Source organism: Streptomyces sp. NPDC014656, assembly GCF_043084305.1.
Lineage (GTDB): Bacteria > Actinomycetota > Actinomycetes > Streptomycetales > Streptomycetaceae > Streptomyces.
This window is the reverse complement of the sequence record NZ_JBIBZN010000027.1, coordinates 37,503-55,890: the sequence shown is the minus strand read 5'-3', so window position 1 is coordinate 55,890 and position 18,388 is coordinate 37,503. Positions and strand designations below refer to the sequence as shown.

General features: G+C 71.9%; 9 protein-coding genes. 1 reads left to right on the top strand and 8 read right to left on the bottom strand.

The window, feature by feature from the left end:
• From ACF1ED_RS36220 to ACF1ED_RS36210, 3 genes are all read right to left on the bottom strand, one after another.
• Positions 1-8,710 (bottom strand): amino acid adenylation domain-containing protein (locus tag ACF1ED_RS36220; protein ID WP_391767615.1); only part of this gene is annotated, 8,710 nt, incomplete at its 3' end.
• Positions 8,707-9,942 (bottom strand): SRPBCC family protein, encoded by a 1,236-nt coding sequence (locus ACF1ED_RS36215; protein ID WP_391767614.1) that lies wholly within the window; start codon positions 9,940-9,942, stop codon positions 8,707-8,709. The genes ACF1ED_RS36215 and ACF1ED_RS36220, both read right to left, overlap by 4 nt.
• A 613-nt stretch (positions 9,943-10,555) precedes the next feature.
• Positions 10,556-11,800 carry an NAD(P)/FAD-dependent oxidoreductase gene (locus ACF1ED_RS36210; RefSeq protein WP_391767613.1) on the bottom strand — a complete coding sequence of 415 codons (1,245 nt, stop codon included), beginning with the start codon at positions 11,798-11,800 and terminating at the stop codon, positions 10,556-10,558.
• 365 nt (positions 11,801-12,165) lie between these two features.
• Here ACF1ED_RS36210 and ACF1ED_RS36205 point away from each other — a divergent pair.
• A protein-coding gene (locus ACF1ED_RS36205) for an IS5 family transposase (RefSeq protein WP_391767617.1) occupies positions 12,166-12,956 on the top strand; the annotation gives its coding sequence in 2 pieces (ribosomal slippage) (positions 12,166-12,465 and positions 12,468-12,956; 789 coding nt in all).
• 258 nt (positions 12,957-13,214) lie between these two features.
• Here the strand turns inward: ACF1ED_RS36205 and ACF1ED_RS36200 are convergent.
• The 5 genes from ACF1ED_RS36200 to ACF1ED_RS36180 form a co-directional block, all read right to left on the bottom strand.
• The gene (locus tag ACF1ED_RS36200) at positions 13,215-14,681 is read right to left on the bottom strand and encodes a glycosyltransferase (RefSeq protein ID WP_391767612.1); all 1,467 of its coding nucleotides are present in this window, start codon (positions 14,679-14,681) and stop codon (positions 13,215-13,217) included.
• Between the two features lie 14 nt (positions 14,682-14,695).
• Complete coding sequence (locus ACF1ED_RS36195; RefSeq protein WP_391767611.1) at positions 14,696-14,839, bottom strand: hypothetical protein; 144 nt, start codon at positions 14,837-14,839, stop codon at positions 14,696-14,698.
• Positions 14,840-15,942: 1,103 nt separating this feature from the next.
• Positions 15,943-16,392 (bottom strand): ATP-binding protein, encoded by a 450-nt coding sequence (locus ACF1ED_RS36190; protein ID WP_391767610.1) that lies wholly within the window; start codon positions 16,390-16,392, stop codon positions 15,943-15,945.
• Positions 16,385-16,918 (bottom strand): hypothetical protein, encoded by a 534-nt coding sequence (locus ACF1ED_RS36185; RefSeq protein WP_391767609.1) that lies wholly within the window; start codon positions 16,916-16,918, stop codon positions 16,385-16,387. The genes ACF1ED_RS36190 and ACF1ED_RS36185 overlap by 8 nt, the downstream gene beginning before the upstream one ends.
• A 210-nt stretch (positions 16,919-17,128) precedes the next feature.
• Positions 17,129-18,313, bottom strand: a complete 1,185-nt coding sequence (locus tag ACF1ED_RS36180) for a helix-turn-helix domain-containing protein (protein WP_391767608.1) — start codon at positions 18,311-18,313, stop codon at positions 17,129-17,131.
• Positions 18,314-18,388 lie beyond the last annotated feature (75 nt).

Sequence of the window (18,388 nt, the reverse complement as noted above, 5' to 3'; positions counted from 1 at the left end):
CATCCGGACGAACCCCCACCGACTCCAACCACCGCACCAACGCCACCTGCACCGACACAATCCCCACCTGCGCAAACCGCGTCGAGTCGAGGAGGTGTGCCGAGGTACCGAAGAGCAGGTCCGTCAGAGGTACGTCGAGGTGGCCGGCGAGCAGGTCGGCGCACTCGTCGAGTGCCGCCCGGAACGCGGGCTCGGTCCTGTACAGGCCCTGGCCCATGCCTGCGTACTGCGAGCCCTGACCGGTGAACATGAACGCCACGGGAGCCGACGTGCGACCGCTTCGGCGGGTCACCGGGGACGCGCCCGAGGCGACGTCCCGCAGTGCGACCGCGAGTTCACCCGCGTCGCCGCCGGAGACGACGGTGCCGAAGCGGTGCTCGGCGCGGCCCGTGTTGGCGGTGTAGGCGAAGTCGCCCAGGCGGTCGTCGTCCACCTCGGCCAGCCGGTCCGCGTAGGCACCGGCCAGCGCACGCGCGGAGGTCTCGTCCGCCGCGTCCACCCGCACCAGGAACGACTCCTGCCCCACCACCTCACGGGCCGGGACCGCAGGCGCCTCCTCCAGGATCACGTGGGCGTTCACCCCACCCATCCCGAACGCGCTCACCGCACCACGACGCGGCCCATCAACCGGACGAGGCCACACCGACACCCGATCCGCCAGGAAGAACGGCGTCCCCTCGAAACGAATGTGATCATTCGGCCGCACCACATGCAACGACGGAGGAACCACACCCCGCTCCATCGACAACAACACCTTCACCAACCCCGCAAGACCCGCAGCCGGCTCCAGATGCCCCACATTCCCCTTCAACGAACCCAACGCACAAAACTGCGAACGACCCGTCACCGACCGCCACGCACGCGTCAAACCCTCCACCTCGATCGGATCACCCAGACCCGTCCCCGTCCCATGCGCCTCCACCAAACCGATCGACTCCACCGACACACCCGCATCCACCAACGCGGCCGAGATCACCGCCTGCTGCGCAGCACTGCTCGGCACCGTCAACCCACTCGTACGACCCCCGTGATTCACCGCCGAACCCTTCACCACACCCCGGATCCGATCCCCCTCACGCAACGCCGCACCCAACGGCTTCAACACCACCGTCACCACCCCCTCACCCGGCACGAACCCATCCGCACCCGCATCGAACGGCCGCAGGGCGTTGGACGGGGAGAACGAGCGGAGGCGGGAGCCGAGCTGGAAGTACTGGGGGGACATGCCCAGGTGCACGCCGGCGACGACGGCCTGCTCGCACTCCCCCGCCCGGATGCTCCGCACCGCCGTGTGCAACGCCACCAGCGACGACGAGCACAACGTGTCGATCGTCATGCTCGGCCCGTGCAGATCCAGGAAGAAACTCACCCGGTTCGCCAGGATCGCGTTGTGGTTGCCCAGGCCGGCGGGGGTCTGGACGACGTCGCCGACGACGGTGTCGCGGTAGTGCTGATAACTGGCGCCGACGAAGACGCCGGTGGCCGGCTGCGGCCTGCCCGCGAGTCCCGCGTCCTCCAGGGCCCGCCAGGCGGACTGGACCAGGTGACGCTGCTGCGGGTCGATCCACTCGGCTTCGGCGGGCGAGAGCCGGAAGAAGCCGGGGTCGAATTCGGTGAGGCCCTCGACGAAGCCCGCGCGCCGCAGGTAGACCGTGCCGGGGGCGCCGTCCGTGCCGTAGTGGGCGTCGATGTCCCAGCGGGAGGCGGGGACCTCCGTCAGGCAGTCCTCGCCCTCCACCAGGACGCGCCACAGCTCGTCCAGGTTCGCGGCGTTGGGGAACACTCCGTCGATGCCGATGACGGCGATGTCGTGTGTGTCGGCGTCCGCGGCGGCGGACACGGCGGTGGCTGTCGGGAGCACGGCGGGGGCCGAGGACGCGCCCTCGTCCGGCCCGGGGGCCGGGGACGCGGTCACGTCCTGCGCGGGGGCCTGGGACGCGGTCACGTCCCGCGCGGGGGCCGGGGCCGGTGGGGCCGCCGGTTCCTCGCCCGGCCCTCCCGGTCCGCCCGTGCCTTCCGGACCGCCCGCGCCCGCGTCGGCCGGGAGGCCGGTCGTCTCGGCGGGCGGGGCGGTGACGCCGTACTCGTCCCGCAGTTCCTCCGCGAGGCGGTCGACGGTGCCGACCTCCAGGACGAGCGTCACCGGGATGTCGACGCCGAGCCGGGCCCGGATGTCCTGGGCCAGCGAGACGGCGAGCATCGAGTCGAGGCCCTGCTCCTGGAGCGGGCGGTCGGTTTCCAGTTCGGAGGCGTCCAGCTCCAGGGCCGCGGCCACCCAGTCGGTCAGCGCCGCCTGGAGCGAACGGCCCGGAAGGCCGCCGGGCAGGTGGCCGTTGGAGGTGGGCACCGCGGCAGGGGTGCCCACCGGGGCCGGGACGGGGGCCGGGGGCGCGGCCGGGGCCGGGCGGTGGCCGGGGCCGGTGTCCACGGCCGCGGACGGTCCGGACGGGGCCGAGGACAGCCGCTTCCACGTGATGCCCCGCGCCTCGAGCACGGGCTCGTCGCCGTCGAGGACGACCAGGCTGGCGGTCAGCAGCCCGGAGTCCGGCCCGGCGTCCCGGTCGCGCCGGGCGTACACGCGGGCGGTGGCGGGAAGCCGGCCGAGGACGGTGAGCCGCTCGACGGTGAAGGGGACGTACAGCCCCTGAGCGCCGCAGGCGGCGAGCGCGATCTGGAAGGCACCGTCCAGGAGCCGGGCGTCCACGGTCCCGGCGGTGTCGCCGCGCAGGACGCCCACGGCCTCCCCGGGGGCGACCGACAGGGACGTCACGGTGCGGAAGCCGGTGCCGTAGTCCAGCCCGGAGCGGGCGAACGCGGCGTACATCGCGTCGAGCCCGACCTCGGTGAAGCGGTGCGCGGCGGGCGGGACGGCGAGCGCGGGCTGCTCGGGCGCGGTCAGCGTGGCGGTGCACACCAGGGCGCCGGAGCCGTCGCGGAAGGCGAGGGCGTCGCCGTCGCGTGCGGCCGTCAGGGTCGCGGGGGCCTCGACGGCCGCCCGGAAGGTGAGGTCGCGCAGACCGAAGCGGTCCCGGCCGAGGAAGTCGGCGACCTTGGCCGGGTACCCGGCGCCCGGCAGGGTGGGCCGGCCGAGGACGAGGTGCTCGGCCGCCTCCGGGTGCTCCGTCCACGTGCTGCGGGTCCGGGCGGGAGGCGGCGGCGTCTGCTCCTGCGCGGGTTCGAGCCACAGGTACTTCTCGGCGTGCGGCGCAGTCGGAAAACGTACCCCCGCCCGGCGGCGCGGCCCGGCGGAGAGATCGGCGCCCGCGACGAACGCCTCTGCGGCGACGGTGAGTTCACCGCGGCTCACGGGCGCCGCGGTGGGCAGGCCGTGCGGACGCCCCGCCGTGGCCGCCACGCCCACGTGGAGCGAGCGGACCTCCTCGACGCCGGCCAGGAACAGCTGGAGCTTGTCCTGGAGCTGTTCGGCGCTGTCCGCGAGGCACGCCAGTCGGTGCACGCCGGCCGGCCGCAGTCGGCTCGCCTCGGCCAGGGCCTCCAGGGAGGGGCAGTAGGCGGAGCGCAGCATGAGCACGAGCCGGCGGGCGAGGGTGCGCAGCGCGTCGTAGGAGCCGGCCGAGAGGACCAGCAGCTGGGGGCCGGAGTCCGCGCCGCCCTGTTCCGTGCCCGGTGCGGCTTCGACCACGACGTGGGCGTTCGCACCGCCGAAGCCGAAGCTGCTGACGCCCGCGACGCGCGGGCCCGGGCCCCACGGGAGGAGGCGGTCGGCCACGTACAGCGGTGAGGCGTCGAAGTCGAACGAACGGTTCGGGGTCTCGTAGTTCAGGGACGGTGGGATGTGGGCCGCCTGGAGCGCCAGCACCGTCTTGATGAGGCCGGCGATGCCCGCGGCGGGCTCCAGGTGACCGAGGTTGGTCTTCACGGAGCCCACCGCGACCGGGGTGCGGCCGGCGGGCTCGCCGAGGACCGCGTGGAGGGCCTCCAGCTCGATGAGGTCGCCGAGCTGGGTGCCGGTGCCGTGCGCCTCGACGTAGCCGATGTCGGCGGCGGTGCGCCCGGAGCGGGCCAGCGCCCGGCGCAGTACCGCTTCCTGGGCCGGCCTGCTGGGCGCGGTGAGGAAGCCCGCGCTGCCGCCGGTGTGGTTGACGGCGGTTCCGCGGATGACGGCGAGGACCGGGTCCCCGTCGCGTTCGGCGTCGGAGAGCCGCTTGAGGATCAGGGCGCCGGCGCCCTCGCCGCGCACGTAGCCGTCGGCGGCGTCGTCGAAGGCCCGGCAGGCGCCCTGCGGGGAGAGCATGCCGTTACGGGTGAAGGAGCGGGTCTTGGCCGGGGTGAGCACCAGGTTGGCGGCGGCCACCACGGCTGCGTCGACCTCGCCGGCCCGCAGGTGCATGGCGGCCTCGTGGAGGGCGACGAGGGACGACGAGCAGGCCGTGTCGACGGCGAAGCTCGGGCCGGACCAGTCGAAGACGTGGGACAGGCGGTTGGCCACCATGGAGGGGGCGGTGCCGGTGGCCACGTGCGGGTCGGAGTGGCCGATGCTCCGGGCGACGATCTCCGGGAAGTCGCTGGCGATGGCGCCGACGAAGACGCCGGTGGAGGCTCCGAGGGAGTGGTGGTCCCGTCCGGCGCTCTCCATGGCCTCCGAGGTGACGCTGAGCAGCATCCGCTGGAGCGGGTCCATGCGGCGCGCCTCGCGGTCGGTGAGCCCGAAGCGGGCGGCGTCGAAGTGCTCGACCCCTTCGACCCAGCCCATCCGCACGTCGTCGGCGCCCGCCTCGGACCACAGGTGGGCCCAGCCGCGCTTGCCCTCGGGCGCGGCGCCGATGCTGGACACGCCGGCGACGAGGTTCTGCCACAGCTCGTCCGGGGTGCCGGCGCCGGGGAACCGGCACGCCATGCCGATGACGGCGAGGGCGCCGTCGTCGGCGGTGCGCGCGGAGGCGGCGGACGGGGCGGCGGTGGGCGGGGTCGCGGTGGGCAGGGTCGCGGACGGAGCTGCCGACGTTTCCGCGGTGACGGGTGCGGCCGGGGCCGCCGACGCATCCGCAGTGGCCGGCGCGGGCTCGGCGGGCTCGGCAGCGGTCTCGGCCGCCGGGTGCGCCTCCGCCGGTGCCGTCCCGGCCGTCGTTGCCGTCCCCGTCCCCGTCCCCTGGTCGCGCAGGGGCACGACGCCCTCGGCGCCGAGGAGGCGGGCCAGCTTCACCGGGGTCCCCGAGGCGAAGATCGAGGGGGCGGTGACGGAGGCGCCGAGCTCACTGCTGAGGCGGGCGGCGGCGATGGTGACGTTCACCGAGTCGCCGCCCAGGTCGAAGAAGTTGGCGTGGACGTCGAAGCCGGAGTGGTCCAGCGTGGCGGCGAAGACCCGTGCGACGGACCGCGCCAGCCCCTCTTCCGTCATGGCGGAGTCGGCGTGCGCGCCGGAACCGGCGGTGTCCTCGACCGTCGTCGCGACGGCCGGCTCCACGGCCGGCGCGACCGCCGCGGGCTCCGGTTCCGCCGCCGTCAGGGGCGCCGTTCCGGGGCTCGTCGTCATCGCCGCAACGGGCTCCGGCTCCTCGCCGGAGCGCAGGATGGTGTCGCGCGTGGGCAGCGGGAGCCTGGCGCGGGCCACCTTCCCGTTGTCGGTGAGCGGCAGCGCGTCGAGGTTCACATAGGCGTCCGGCACCATGTAGGCGGGCAGGGCGGCGCCGACCAGGGCGTCGAGCCGTGACTTGCCGGGCATGGCGTCGCCCACCAGGTAGGCGGTGAGCCTCGGTTCGCCGCGGCCCTCGAACCGCGCCGCGACGACGACGGCGGCCGTGACGCCGTCGGCCCTCTCCAGGACCCGCTCGATCTCGGCGGGCTCGATGCGGTGGCCCCGTACCTTGACCTGGGCGTCGGACCGGCCGAGCCACTCGACCGCGCCGGCCTCGTGCAGGCGGACCTCGTCGCCGGTGCGGTAGAGCCGCGTCCCGGTGACGGGGTGGTCGACGAAGACCTCACGCGTCAGGTCCTCCCGTCCGGCGTAGCCGCGGGCCAGGCCCGTGCCGGAGAGGTACAGCTCGCCGGTGCTCCCGGGCTCGCACGGGTTCAGGTCCTGGTCCAGGACGTGCAGTTCCATGTGCCGCAGGGGTTCGCCGAGCGGCAGGAAGGTGCCGACCGACTCGACCCGGTGGGCCGCGGCCCAGATCGTCGCCTCGGTCGGGCCGTACAGGTTCCACAGCGCGCGGGCGGGCTCGTGCAGCCGCTCCGCGGTGGCGGGCGACAGGGCCTCGCCGCCGGAGAGGACGGTCAGCCCGGCGTGCGGTGTCCAGCCGGTCCCCAGCAGCAGGCGCCAGAGGCTCGGCGTGGCCTGGGCCACGGAGACCCCGCTCGCCAACTCGGCCAGCCGGTACGGGTCGGCCGCGGTCTCGCGGGAGGCGAGGACGACCGTCGCGCCGACGGTGAGCGGCAGCAGCAGTTCCAGCAGGGAGATGTCGAAGGCGACCGTGGTGTGGGCGAGGACGGTGTCGTCCGCGGTGACGCCGAGGCGTTCGCCGATGCCGGTGAGGAAGTCGGCGAGGGCTCCGTGGCCGATCTCGACGCCCTTCGGGTCGCCGGTCGAGCCGCTGGTGAAGAGCGTGTACGCCAGGTCGCCCGCGGTCACGCGCGGCGGTACGGCCTGGGCCGCCCCGTCCGCCTCCGGAACCTGCCGCGCGGGCCCCAGGGACACGCCCAGGTCGTGGGTGCGGGCGTCGGTGAGGACGAGTTCGCAGCGGGAGACGTCCACGTACCGCCGCAGCCGGTCCACGGGGTACCCGGGGTCCAGGGGCAGGAAGGACGCGCCGGCCCGCAGGATGCCGAGCATGGCGGGGAGCAGCGCGGTGCCGCGCTCCAGCAGGACGCCGACCACCGAGCCCTGCTCGATGCCCTCGTCGTGCAGGCGGGCCGCGACGGCGTCCGCCCAGCGGTCGAGACCGGCGTAGTCGAGCGTGCGGTTCCCGGCGCGGACGGCGACGGCTCCGGGTCGCTCCGCGGCCGCGGCGGCGAAGAGGTCCAGTGCGGTCGGGCCGCCGGTCCGCTCGCCGGACCTCCCGGCGGCGTCCTCGGTGGGCTCCCCGGGGAGGGCGGTGGCCCCGGCGGAGGAGGACTCCGCGGAGGGGGACCCGGTGGGGTCCGCGGACCGGGCGGAGTCAGTGGACCCGGTCGGCGGCTCGTCGCCCTGGAGCAACGCCGCCATGGCCAGGTCCTCGACGCGCTCGACGAAGTCCAGCGCCTCGTCCTCGCCCATGGCGGTCTCCCGCACGAAGATCGTGGGCGGGCCGTCGCTCGGGCACAGCAGGGCGATCTCGGTGTGCGGGTCGGCGGACGCCTCCTCGCCCGGATCGCGCTCCAGCACCATGACGCGCGTGAAGCTCGGCTCGTCGGTGCCGAGCGGCCGTCCGGCCAGGCCGAGGCGGACCTCGAGGTCACCGGTGTATCCGTGGCGGGCGGCGGCCTCGTCGAGCCGCTCCCGGAGAGAACGGGCGGTCCCGCCGTCGTAGCGGACGGGGAAGCGGGCGGCCGTCAGCCCGTGCGTGCGCTCCGCGAGATCGCGGGCGACCGACGGGGACCAGGCGAAGTCGAACACCTCCTCGCCGGCGCGCTCGGCGACGGCCGCGAGGAAGGCGCGGAAGACGGCGACGCTCTCGTCGCGCGAGGCGGGGAGGTAGGCCAGCTCGTAGTGCCCGTAGTGGGCGGTCGCCGCGGAGAAGTCGTCGGCGGTCAGCGGGACCGGGCGCACGTCCTCCAGGCGGGCGCGCCACCACGGCTCGTGGGGACGCAGGCGCTTCTGGGCGTCGGCGATGTCGGCCAGGCGGTCCTCCGAGACGGGCGGGAGGGCCGCGCCGGGGGCGATGCCGAGCCGCTGGGCGGCGGCCTGGCCGCTGAGCGTGCTTCCGTCGACGGCCCGCCAGTCGCTGAGGACGAGGTCGGCGTCGGGGGCGGCCAGGGTGATCGCCGTGGTGGTGACGGACAGCACGGTGGTCGCGGTGCGGGTCTCGTCGCGCGGGATCAGCCGGGCCTGCCGGGTGTAGACGGCGCCCTGTTCGGTGACGAGGGCGGGTACGCCGAGCGGGTTGGGGAAGGAGCCGTGGTCCAGAGCCCTGACGAGCCGTACCGCCTCGGCTGCGCTGGTGCCAGCGTGGATGACGCCGCCGCCCGCCATGCGCGCGGACCGGCGGTAGAAGTGGCGCTCGCGGCCGCTCGTGTCGAGGATCTCGGGGAGGGTGCGCCGGGCGACGTACGGGACGAGGTCGGCGAACAGCTCGATGCCCGTCTCGGCCGCCTCGTACGTGAGGGAGAGGGCGGTGGCGTGTTCGCGGACCGGGAACCAGCGCTCCAGGAGCACGCCGCCGGCGTCGACGGCCTCGGTCATCAGGTGCCAGGTGGCCGCGTGCCGCGGGGCGCCCTCGTACAGGGCCCAGGCGGGGACGTGGCTTCCGGAGTAGCGGGGCAGCGGGCCGTCGTGGAAGTTGATCGCGGCGATCTTCGGCAGGTCGAGGACGGCTCCCGGCAGGATGCGGAAGTTGACCATGCTGAACAGGTAGTCGAACGGCCGCTCCGACAGGAGGGCCATGAGGTCGCCGGCCGGGTCGTGCACGGGGACGCCCCGGGCGTCGGCCCAGGCGACGACCGCGGGGTCGCGGCTGAGGATGCCCTCGATCGTCACGCCGGCGTCGAGGAGCCGCGTCGCGCACTGGGTGAGGACGCGGGTGCCGCCGATGAGGTAGCAGTTGGCCTTGGTGCTCACCGCTCCGCCTTTCCGGGTTCGGCGGCCTCGCCGTTCTCGGCGGCGGGGGCGGAGGCGGTTCCGGCGCTCTCGGTCGCGGCTGCCCCGGACGCCTCGGCGGTCTCGCGCACGACCCAGGCGTCGATCTGGGCGACGACCTCCTCGTCGTAGGAGAGCTGGCCGGGGGTCCACAGCGGGTTGGAGAGGCCGCGGTGGGTCCGCTCGCACATCTCCCAGTCCTCGTAGTTGGCCTTGTCCCACAGCGCGAAGACGTCCTCGTGCGAGAAGTCGCTCTTGGCGGTCTCGGTGGGGTGGAACAGCCAGAAGTGGCGGACGAAGCAGGTGCCGGGGCTCTCCGGCCAGACCCACTGCATCATCACGTAGTCGGCCGTGAACCCGAAGAGCAGGTTGGGCAGGATGGTGATCCAGTTGATCTTCTGGAGGTCGCCCTCGGGGACGTTCGGCATCGGCGTGCGCGCGCTGCGTCCCGTGACGGAGACGGAGTTGTAGCCGGTACGGATCGACTGCCAGGCGCCGACGATGTCGCCTTCGAGGCCGTAGGTGCCCGCGTCGTCGAAGTCGGTGATGCGGTGCAGGTCCTTGTGGGCGGTCGGGAAGTGGAGGCTCTCGTTGACGTTGTGCGCGACGAGCTTCCAGTTGGAGGCGACCGGGTAGTCCTTGGCCTCGACGCACTCCAGCTCGGCGAGGTCGTAGACCTTCGCGAACTCGCCGAACTCGCCCAGTGACTCGTCGAGGTCCGGCGCGTCGTCGGAGAGCGCCACGAAGACCACGCCGAAGCGGACCTCGGTCCGCACGGGCAGCAGGCCGTTCTTCTCCTTGTCGAAGAAGTGGTCCATGTAGGTGCCGTTGAGGCTCTTGAGCTTGCCGTTTCGGTCGTAGACCCAGCAGTGGTACAGGCAGACGAGGCTCTGGCGCTTGCCGGTGGCCTCCTCGACGAGCTTGTAGCCGCGGTGCCGGCAGTAGTTGTGGTAGCCCTGGATTCCGTTGTCACCGTGGATGAGCAGAATGGACCCGGAGCCGATGTTGAGGGTGCTGTAGGCACCCTTCTCCTTCAGGCGGGAGACGTGGTCGACCGGGAGCCAGCGCCGGCCGTAGATCCGGGACATCTCCCTGCGGAACTGCTCCTCGCCCGTGTAGAACGCGTGCGACCTGCCGATGCCGCCGGTCTCGAAGTAGGGCCTTTCCTCATCCTGGTCACTGATGAGGTCGAACATGCTGGACGCACGCGTCATCTGCGGGACTCCCTCGAAGGCGAAGCACATGGAGTGGTGCCGTGCCGGCGCTGCCTTGGTCCGGGGCCTGTGCGGACAGGCCGCACCGGGCCACGGGCGCGCCTGGACGGCGGCTGACTGGGGTGCTGCTGGAGAAGGGGAAGAGCGGCGATCGCCCGGACGGGGGCTGCTTCGTCCGGACGGGAGCGGTGGTCGTCCGGACGGGAGATTCCATCGACCGAGCGGGAGTTGTGATCGTCCGTACGGGCCCGGCCCGGCGGCACCGGAGGGCGGACCGGCCATCGGTGCCCCCCGTGGCCCTCGGGAGACACCGGTGCCGGAACGCCCGTCCGTCGCGGCACGCCGGAGTGCCGGCGCGGTCGGGAAACGCCCACGCCGATGCCGTACCCGTGCCGGACGCAGGTCCGTCGAGGACGGGGAACGGACGGTCGGAAATGGGGCCGGGGCGAACCGGTGCGGTGGGCCACCGACGCGAGCGCGGGCGGAGGCGCACCTGGCGCTCGGTGGCGAGACGCTGCTCCGGGATCCGCGACCGGGCTATGGGGTCCGGGATCCGGGCTTCCTCCCTCGGGGTCGGCCCGGAGGGGGGACGGCGGCGGGCAGCGGGCCTCGGTCAGCCGGCGGGGTCGTAGATCCGCTCGGCCTCCGGCACGCCGGCGGCGTCGTAGAGCCGCTCCAGGGCGTCCGGCGCGTAGATCTCGTAGTCCGGGACGATGCCGCCGATCAGGCCCAGCATCTTGTCGGTCCACTCCTGGGACTTGCTCATCGCGCTCATCGTCGCCTTGAAGAACGGCGGCAGCTCGGTGAGTTCACCCAGCGTCGTCGTGAAGTCGTAGACGCCGGCGCTCTCCTCGTCGCGGAGCTTGTTGTACTCGGCCAGCGCCTCCTCCATGGGGCGCTCGCCCGCGAGGCCCTGGTGGATCCGCTCGGCGAGGAGCTCACCGTGCAGGAAGGAGTCCGTGATGCCCCAGCCGGTGTAGGGGTCCTTGTGGTAGCCGGCGTCACCGACCAGCGCCCAGCCCGGGCCGTACGCGCGGCGGTAGTAGTTGTCGGGGTAGCGCATGGGACGGAAGTCCTCCACGCGCCGGCCCTGGTCACGCAGCTGCTCGCCCATCTCCGGAGAGACATCGTCGATCACGGCCTGGAAGTTGGCCTCGACATCCTGGCGGAACTCCTTGAGGTGGCGCTTGGTACCGATGACGGCGACCATGTTGACGTCGCCGTTGGTCGGCCAGGTGCCGAACCACTTCTCGTTGAAGCCGTTCTTGTGGTGCAGGCCCCACGACTCGAGGCCGGCGTAGTACGAGTAGTAGATGAACCCGGCGGCGGGGCGCACGTTGTACAGCTCCGCTCCCACCTTCTTGGCCACGGTGGAGTGGAAGCCGTCGGCACCCACGACGATCGTCGCACTGAACTCGTGCTCGGGGCCGTCCCCTTCGCGGCCGCGGATGCCGGTGACGCGTCCCTCGGAGACCACGACGTCGGTCACGGTGAATCCCTCGACGACCTCGGCGCCGGCCCGGCGGGCGGCGTTGACGAGTATCTCGTCCAGGACCGTGCGACGGGGGCAGTAGACGGCGTCGATGCCGTCGACGGGCTCCGCGAAGCCGTTGAGCTCGATGCCCCGGTAGGAGTAGTGCATCTTGCGGAGTGCGGGCGTCTTGGCCGCGATGATCTCGTCGAGCAGACCCCACTCCTGGAGGCGCAGCAGGCCGGCCTGGTGGATGTAGTGGGTCGACACCGAGTCACTGGGGAAGGAGGCCCGGTCCACTAAGAGGACGCGGTGGCCCTGGCGGGCCAGATGCATGGCGAGAGGCGATCCCGCGCACCGGCCGCCCACAACGATGACGTCATACACAGATTCCCCCTGCTTGGTCGACTTAACGGCCCGAAGCTCGGTCTGGTCAGAACGCGAGCGCGAAACGGAGGCTATGCAAGGGGTAGATCCAGGTCAAGCACGCCCCACGGGAAGGTAATGCGGGAAGGTCGATATCGAGACGACGGAATTCCGCGCTCCACGTAAATATCGCCCTGTATGGGCGATATGACCGGAGCAAATGAGCCGATAATGAAGCCTCTAAGAATCCCCAAGGAAGAGTAAAGAAGAAGCCATTCCGCTTATTCCCATAAGAGCTCGTAACACGATCTTGTTAAACGTCCCCGGTCGGCCGTGACCGGTGCGACGATTCGGCCGTTCGGGATGGTGTGAGTACCCGGCCGTGGATCGTGGACGATGAACTGTGGGTGTTGATCGAGCCGCTGCTGCCGCCCTGGCCGGAGAAGGCTCCTGGCCCGCGGCCGGTGTCGGACCGGCAGTGCCTGCAGGGCATCCTGTACGTGCTGATCAACGACATCGCCTGGCAACTACTGCCCCCGGAGCTGGGATTCGGCTCGGGCCAGACATGCTGGCGGCGGCTGGACCGCTGGCAGAAGGCCGGGGTCTTCGACCGGCTGCACCGGATCCTGCTCGCCGAGCTGAACGCGGCCGGCGAGCTGGACTGGTCCCGAGCATGCGTCGACAGCTCCCATGTCCGCGCGAAAAAGGGGGTGCCGACACCGGTCCGTCGCCGGTCGACCGACGGAAGACGGGCAGCAAGCACCACCTGATCTGCGACGGGCGCGGCACCCCGTTCAAGGTCATCACCACCGCTGCCAACGTCAACGACGTCACCCAGACCCTGGCCCTGGTGGAGGGCATCCCGCCCGTCGCGGGTCGCCCCGGCCTCCCGAGACGACGCCCCGAAGCCCTGCTCGGCGATAAGGGCTACGACTCCGACCCCAACCGCCGCGAACTGCGCAAGCGCCGGATCCTGCCCGTGATCTCCCGCAGGGGCGCCCCGAACATCGAGGGCTTGGGCAAGCTCCGCTTCGTCGTCGAGCAGACCTTCGCCCTGCTGCACCAGTTCAAACGCCTCGCCGTTCGCTGGGAACGCCGCACCGAACTCCACGACGCCTTCGTATCCCTCGCCTGCAGCCTCATCTGCTGGAGACGGCTGAAGGAGACCCGGACATGATCGTGTGACGACGGTTGGACCGTATAGCCCGCTCTCGCTTGTCGGGATGCCGTCTTGTCTCGCGTCCTCTTGCAGATGTGAGCCTCGCCGGCATCTTCGGTGTGCGGGCCTTTCGATTGAGGTCTCCCCCGGTAGCTCTGGAGCGTCCGGCCTACTCGCCTGGTGGGAGCGGCCCCGTCCAGCGGTGTCGGTATGTCCTGTGCCGCGCGGTGCCTCGTCATCGTGCGCACCAGACTCAAGGTGGTTCCGGCGCTGCTGTCATGTGGCGGGGATCTGCTGGGTGCGGGTGACTTCGACGGTGGTGCGGGTGCCCCAGCGGTTGACGCGGTGGCAGGTGGCCATGGCGTAGAAGTACAGCGGGCGCAGGACGAGCGCCCGCCAGGCGGAGGCGAGGGGGGCGAGGGCGAAGAGGAGGAGGGCCTGGCGCAGGCGCATGTCGGTGCGGTGGACGGTGAACAGGCGCAGGGCCATCAGGTAGCTCATGGCGGCGCCGATGACGACGCCGGCGAGGACGAGGGTGCCGGTGTGGGCGCGCAGGCCGGGGTCGGCGAGGATGGCGGCGGGGATGGCGATGCCGAGGGCGATGTGGACGTACTCGGCGACGGTGGACCAGAAGACGATGCCGGTCGCGGGCATGTAGCGCAGCCACCACAGGTGGCGGACGGTGGTGCCGCGCATCCAGCGCATCTGCTGGCGCAGGTAGTGCGACCAGCGTTCGGGGGCGAGGGTGAAGACGAGGGAGGAGGGCTGGTGGACGGTGTCGCCGGCCAGAAGCCCGTAGAAGGTGAGCATGGAGTCGTCGTTCATCTGCATCGGCCGGCCGCGGAACGTCTCGTTCTCGTAGACGCCGGCTGCGTCGCGGACGATGTGGGCGCGGTAGAAGGCGAGGGTGCCGGAGTTGATGGTGACCCGGCCCAGGACGGACTGGGCGGAGCGCAGGCCGCGGGTGAAGGGCAGGTAGAGGAGGTTGATCATCCGGGTGAGGGCGTTGGCGTCGTGGTTGAGGACGACGACCTGACCGGCGACGGAGGTGACCTTCGGGTCCGCGAACGGCTTCAGGCCCTCGGCGATCGCCTCGGGGTCGAGGAGGGAGTCGCTGTCGAGGGTGACGAACACGTCCGCGTCGTCGTCGGCGAGGACGTGCATCTGGGCGTGGCGCTTGCCCCGGTTGACCGTGCGGTCCCAGGTGACCTCGACGCCGCGGGCGGCGGCCCGTTCGAACAGCTCGGCGCGGACGTCGGCGTACGTCATCGGGGTGCCGTCGTCGTTCACGGAGCCGTCGTCGACGACCCGGATCCGGTCCACCGGCCGGGTCTGCACCAGCAGGGAGTGCAGGCAGCCGCGCAGCGCGTCCGGGTCCTCGTTGTAGACCGGGATCTGCACGGTGACCGTCAGCCGGTCCAGCTCCGTCTGCGCCTCGGGCGGAGCGGTGCGGGGGCGTTCCAGCCAGGACAGCGGCACCCACCACAGCAGCAGGAACGACACCAGCCACGGCACCACCATGGACTGGCTGCCGCCCGCCAGCGCGGCGACCGCGCTGTAGATGTGCGCCACGCCCCAGGCCAGGAATGCCGTCAGCGGCACCCCGCCGAGCAAAAGGAGGCCGAGGGAGGAGGCGTGCCAGGCGCGCGGGAGCGGGGCCACGCCCGGCCACCGCTTCGGCACCGGCTTCACGGGCGCCGCGGCGCGGGCGGTCGCCGACAGCCGCCCGCGCCGACGTCTCATCATAGGTAGCGGCGTCACTGCTCGACCGGTCCCTTTCCCCGGCGGAACGACGTCCGGACCGCCACCACGCCCACCAGCACCGCGATCACGCTGATCGCCACCAGCCACACCTGTCCCGTCGCCAGCCCCGTGGCTGCCAGCGTGCTCCCGGGACCCACGATCGAACCGTAGGGCATCACACCTCCAAGAGACGAAGAAACGATTTGTCTTTTATGTGTGTTACTTGTGTTGCTGTAACGTCCGGTCGTCCGATCGTGTCGCCTTTCCACCCGTGTGCCCTCCCGGCCGACGTCCGCATCCCGGCCCACCGCACGGCTTCGAAGGGGCGCCGCCCCACCCAAGCACGGCTCCGGGAACGGGCCGGCACCAGCGGATGCGTTCCCGCCGAGGGACAGTCAGCGTCGGCCGGCACCGGGGAGGAACAACACGGAGCCACATCCCGGTCGGCCCCGCGAACGCTTCCCCTGGGGCCACGGGACTGTCATCCAGGGCTGTGGCCGTCAGCGGTCGCCAGCTGCGCTTTCACCTTCCCCGCATGGGGTGGGGAGCCAGCCGAGGACGAGGAGGGCGGCATCGTCGTGCGGGTCGTCACCGGCGTGGACGCACGCGTCCTGTTCGATCCAGTCCAGAAGCGCGCCGGGGCCATTCACCAAGATCGTGTTATGAGCTCTATGGGCGTCCAGCTCCACGAGGGCGGCGATCTGCTCGTCACCGCCTCCGCGAGCTGCGGAACCAGGCGGTCGCGGACGGCATCCACGGCCATGCACTTCCCTCGCTTCGTCGCCACCACGAATCAGTGGTCACAGGGCGTTGCGCGGCTCGCAGATCTGGACGAACGCTTTCCGGTTGGGGGCGTCCACGGTCGTCCGGAAGTAGCAGGATGCGGCTTGCTCCCCCGTGATGATGGCGCGTCCGGCCACGAAGGACCTCTCATATGTCGAAGGGGTGAGGCGGCGACCCGGCCCCGGCCGGACGACCGGGGACGGAAGTCTCAGGTATCGCGCCGCGCGCCGTACTCCACGACCAGCTCCTCCAGGCGCTGGATGCACGGGTCGCACGCGTAGAAGGGGCCGTGTCCGTGGTGCTCGCTGGAGACCGGGCCGAGCCACATCACCGGCTCGTCAGCACTCTCGCACCGCCAGCACAAGCCGATGACCCACTGCCGGTCAGCCACCGGTCGGCCCGTGGAAGATGCCCACGTAGAGAGCTCCCAGGATGGACCCGAGGACGAGGCAGTAAACGACCTGGATCTTCGTGTTGCTCACCGTTGGCTCTCCGCGGCCCGCAACTCGGCCCACACCCGCTTGCCCCAATGCCGGCGCTCACAGCCCCAGCGGTCGGAGAGCGCGGCGACGAGGTCCAGGCCGCGGCCGCCCTCGGCGCACGGGCCCGTTTCCCTCCGGACCAGTGGGCGCCGGTCAAGGTCTGTCACGGCGACCTGAACGAGATCGTCCTCGACACGGGACACGCCGACCCGGATCGAGCCGCCGCGCGTACGGGCGTGCACGACCGCGTTGGTGGCCAGCTCAGAGACGACCAGCTCAGCCCGGTCCACCAGGTCCTTCGGCAGCTCCCAGCGGTCGAGGGCAGCGATGACCAGGCGCCGCGCGACGGCGACCGACCTCACGTCGCACGGAAGCGTGCGCGACAGGGACGGCTCGTCGGCGGCGAGGTAGAACTCCGGCCGCTGGCTCGCGGGGACCTCAAGCATCTTCGCCCGCTTCCAACGCCGCAGCCTCCGAGCGCTGGATCCGGCCCCGCTGCACGAGCCACCGGACGATCGCCGGGTCGCACAGCACGGCCGGGCCGTCCATGGGTACGACCCAGTAGGCGGCGCACCGCGGGTCGGGCTCGGTGATGGTGGTCGCGGGGACGCCGAGGTAGAAGTCGGCACCCAAGCACTCCGTTTCGGGGACGTCCCACCGGTGCGCGGTGCTGAGCGGGGTCAGGACGTAGAACGCCCGGCCGTTGCCGTCGAAGAAGCACGGGCCGTCGAGTGCCGTCGTCAGGTAGGTCACCAGCGCGGCGCGGTCGGTGGTGCCGGCCGCGGCGAGGACGATGTCCGCCGGGATTCGCACGGCGGTGAAGCTGGTGCCGCAGCGCAGCAGCGCCACGCCGTACTCCGCCCACTCCCGCCGGGCCTGGTGGGCGTCACGCGCTGCGAGTATCAGCCAGGTCTCGGCGCCGGCTGCGCGGTCGCTGCGCGGGTGGACGAACACACCGGGGTCAGCTTCCACCGGTCCGTCGAAGAAGGCCGACCCCGTCGGCTTTCCCCTGGTCCGGCCGCTGTTCTCGGCGGCTGGGCCAGGGTCGTAGGTGCGATCCTTCACACCGTCGTGGCTCGCCATGTAGCGCCCCCGACCTCGTCGTTGATCAGTGTCGAGACCATCGTGGCGAGGCCGGAGGGCCGGAACTCTTTCAGTTCGGTGAGAGTTCTCTCTCCCTGCCTACAGGCCGATCCAGGCCGCCATGTTGCCCAGCGTCTCCGGAGTGCGGCGGGAGACGTGGACGAGGCCTCGCACGGTCTCCCTCGCCTGCGGGTGGTAGCGGGTCGGCTCGGGCGCGGCCCGCCTCGCGGTCCACAGGGACTTCAACGACGCCTCGGTGTGCCCGAGCTCCATCTCCACGCGGGCCCTGTCGATGTAGTAGTGCGACCGGCGCGACGTCGCCATGCTCGCCGGCAGCCGGATCGCCTTCGCCTGCCGCAGGGCATCGTCGTACCGCCGCATCTCCATGGCGACGCTCATCTCGTGCAACGACACGTTGGTGTCGCCGAAGCTGAGCCAGTGGATACGGCTCGCGTCCCCGACCCGTGACGCGTGCTCGCGGGCGCTCGCGATGTGATCGGCGGCCGCGCTCCGGTCTGCGGCCCGCGCGGCGAGGACGGACCCGCCGAGGTGGAGCTGGCCGGCCACCGCGAGTGCTTCGCGGGACTGGTCGCCCGGGTCGAGGACGGCGTGGCCGGAGCGGATCAGGCGCCGGCCGATCGCGTACTCGCCTTCCCGGAAGTAGACCAGCGCACGGAAGTACTGCCGTATGGCGGCGAGGCACGGATCCGATGCCCGCTCCGCTGCCCACCCGAGCCGGTCGAGGGCAACGCCCGCGAGGTCGAAATACCCTATCTTCACGGTGACGTCGTGGGCGGTCCGGTAGGCGGCGGCAAGCGCTCGCCACAGCTCCGTGGTCGGCGTCCGCCAGCACAACGCGGTCAGTTCGGTGATGAGGTCTGGGAGGGCGGCCGCGACGGCGTGGAGGTGGGCCGCCCGCACCTGGGCGCACAGATCCTCGACGGCGTCGACCAGCTCGCCGGCGGTACGGGTCGTCAGCGCCGGGTCGTCGCCGAGGTCGTACACGTCCATGGCTTCACGGATGGGGCGGATGAGTTCCGCCAGGCGGTCCTCTTGCAGTTGGGTCACATAGGGCTGGCCTGTCAGCACAGTGACGTCGATCCTCAGTGCTCGTGCCACGGCGGCAGTGAAGTCGACGCTGGCCGGTCGCGCTCCGCACTCCACCTGGGTCAGCCAGCTGTACGAGTACGGGATCCGGTCAGCGAGCTCGCGCTGAGTCAATCTCGCCAGCCGGCGCTGTTCCTTGATGCGGATTCCGGTGTGGTCGTCGCCCGAGATAGGCATACTAGTACTCCGTTCCTGACTCGACATCTGGAACGCTACTCGCGCCCGGAGCTGCGCGAGACGGCTTCGCCCCCG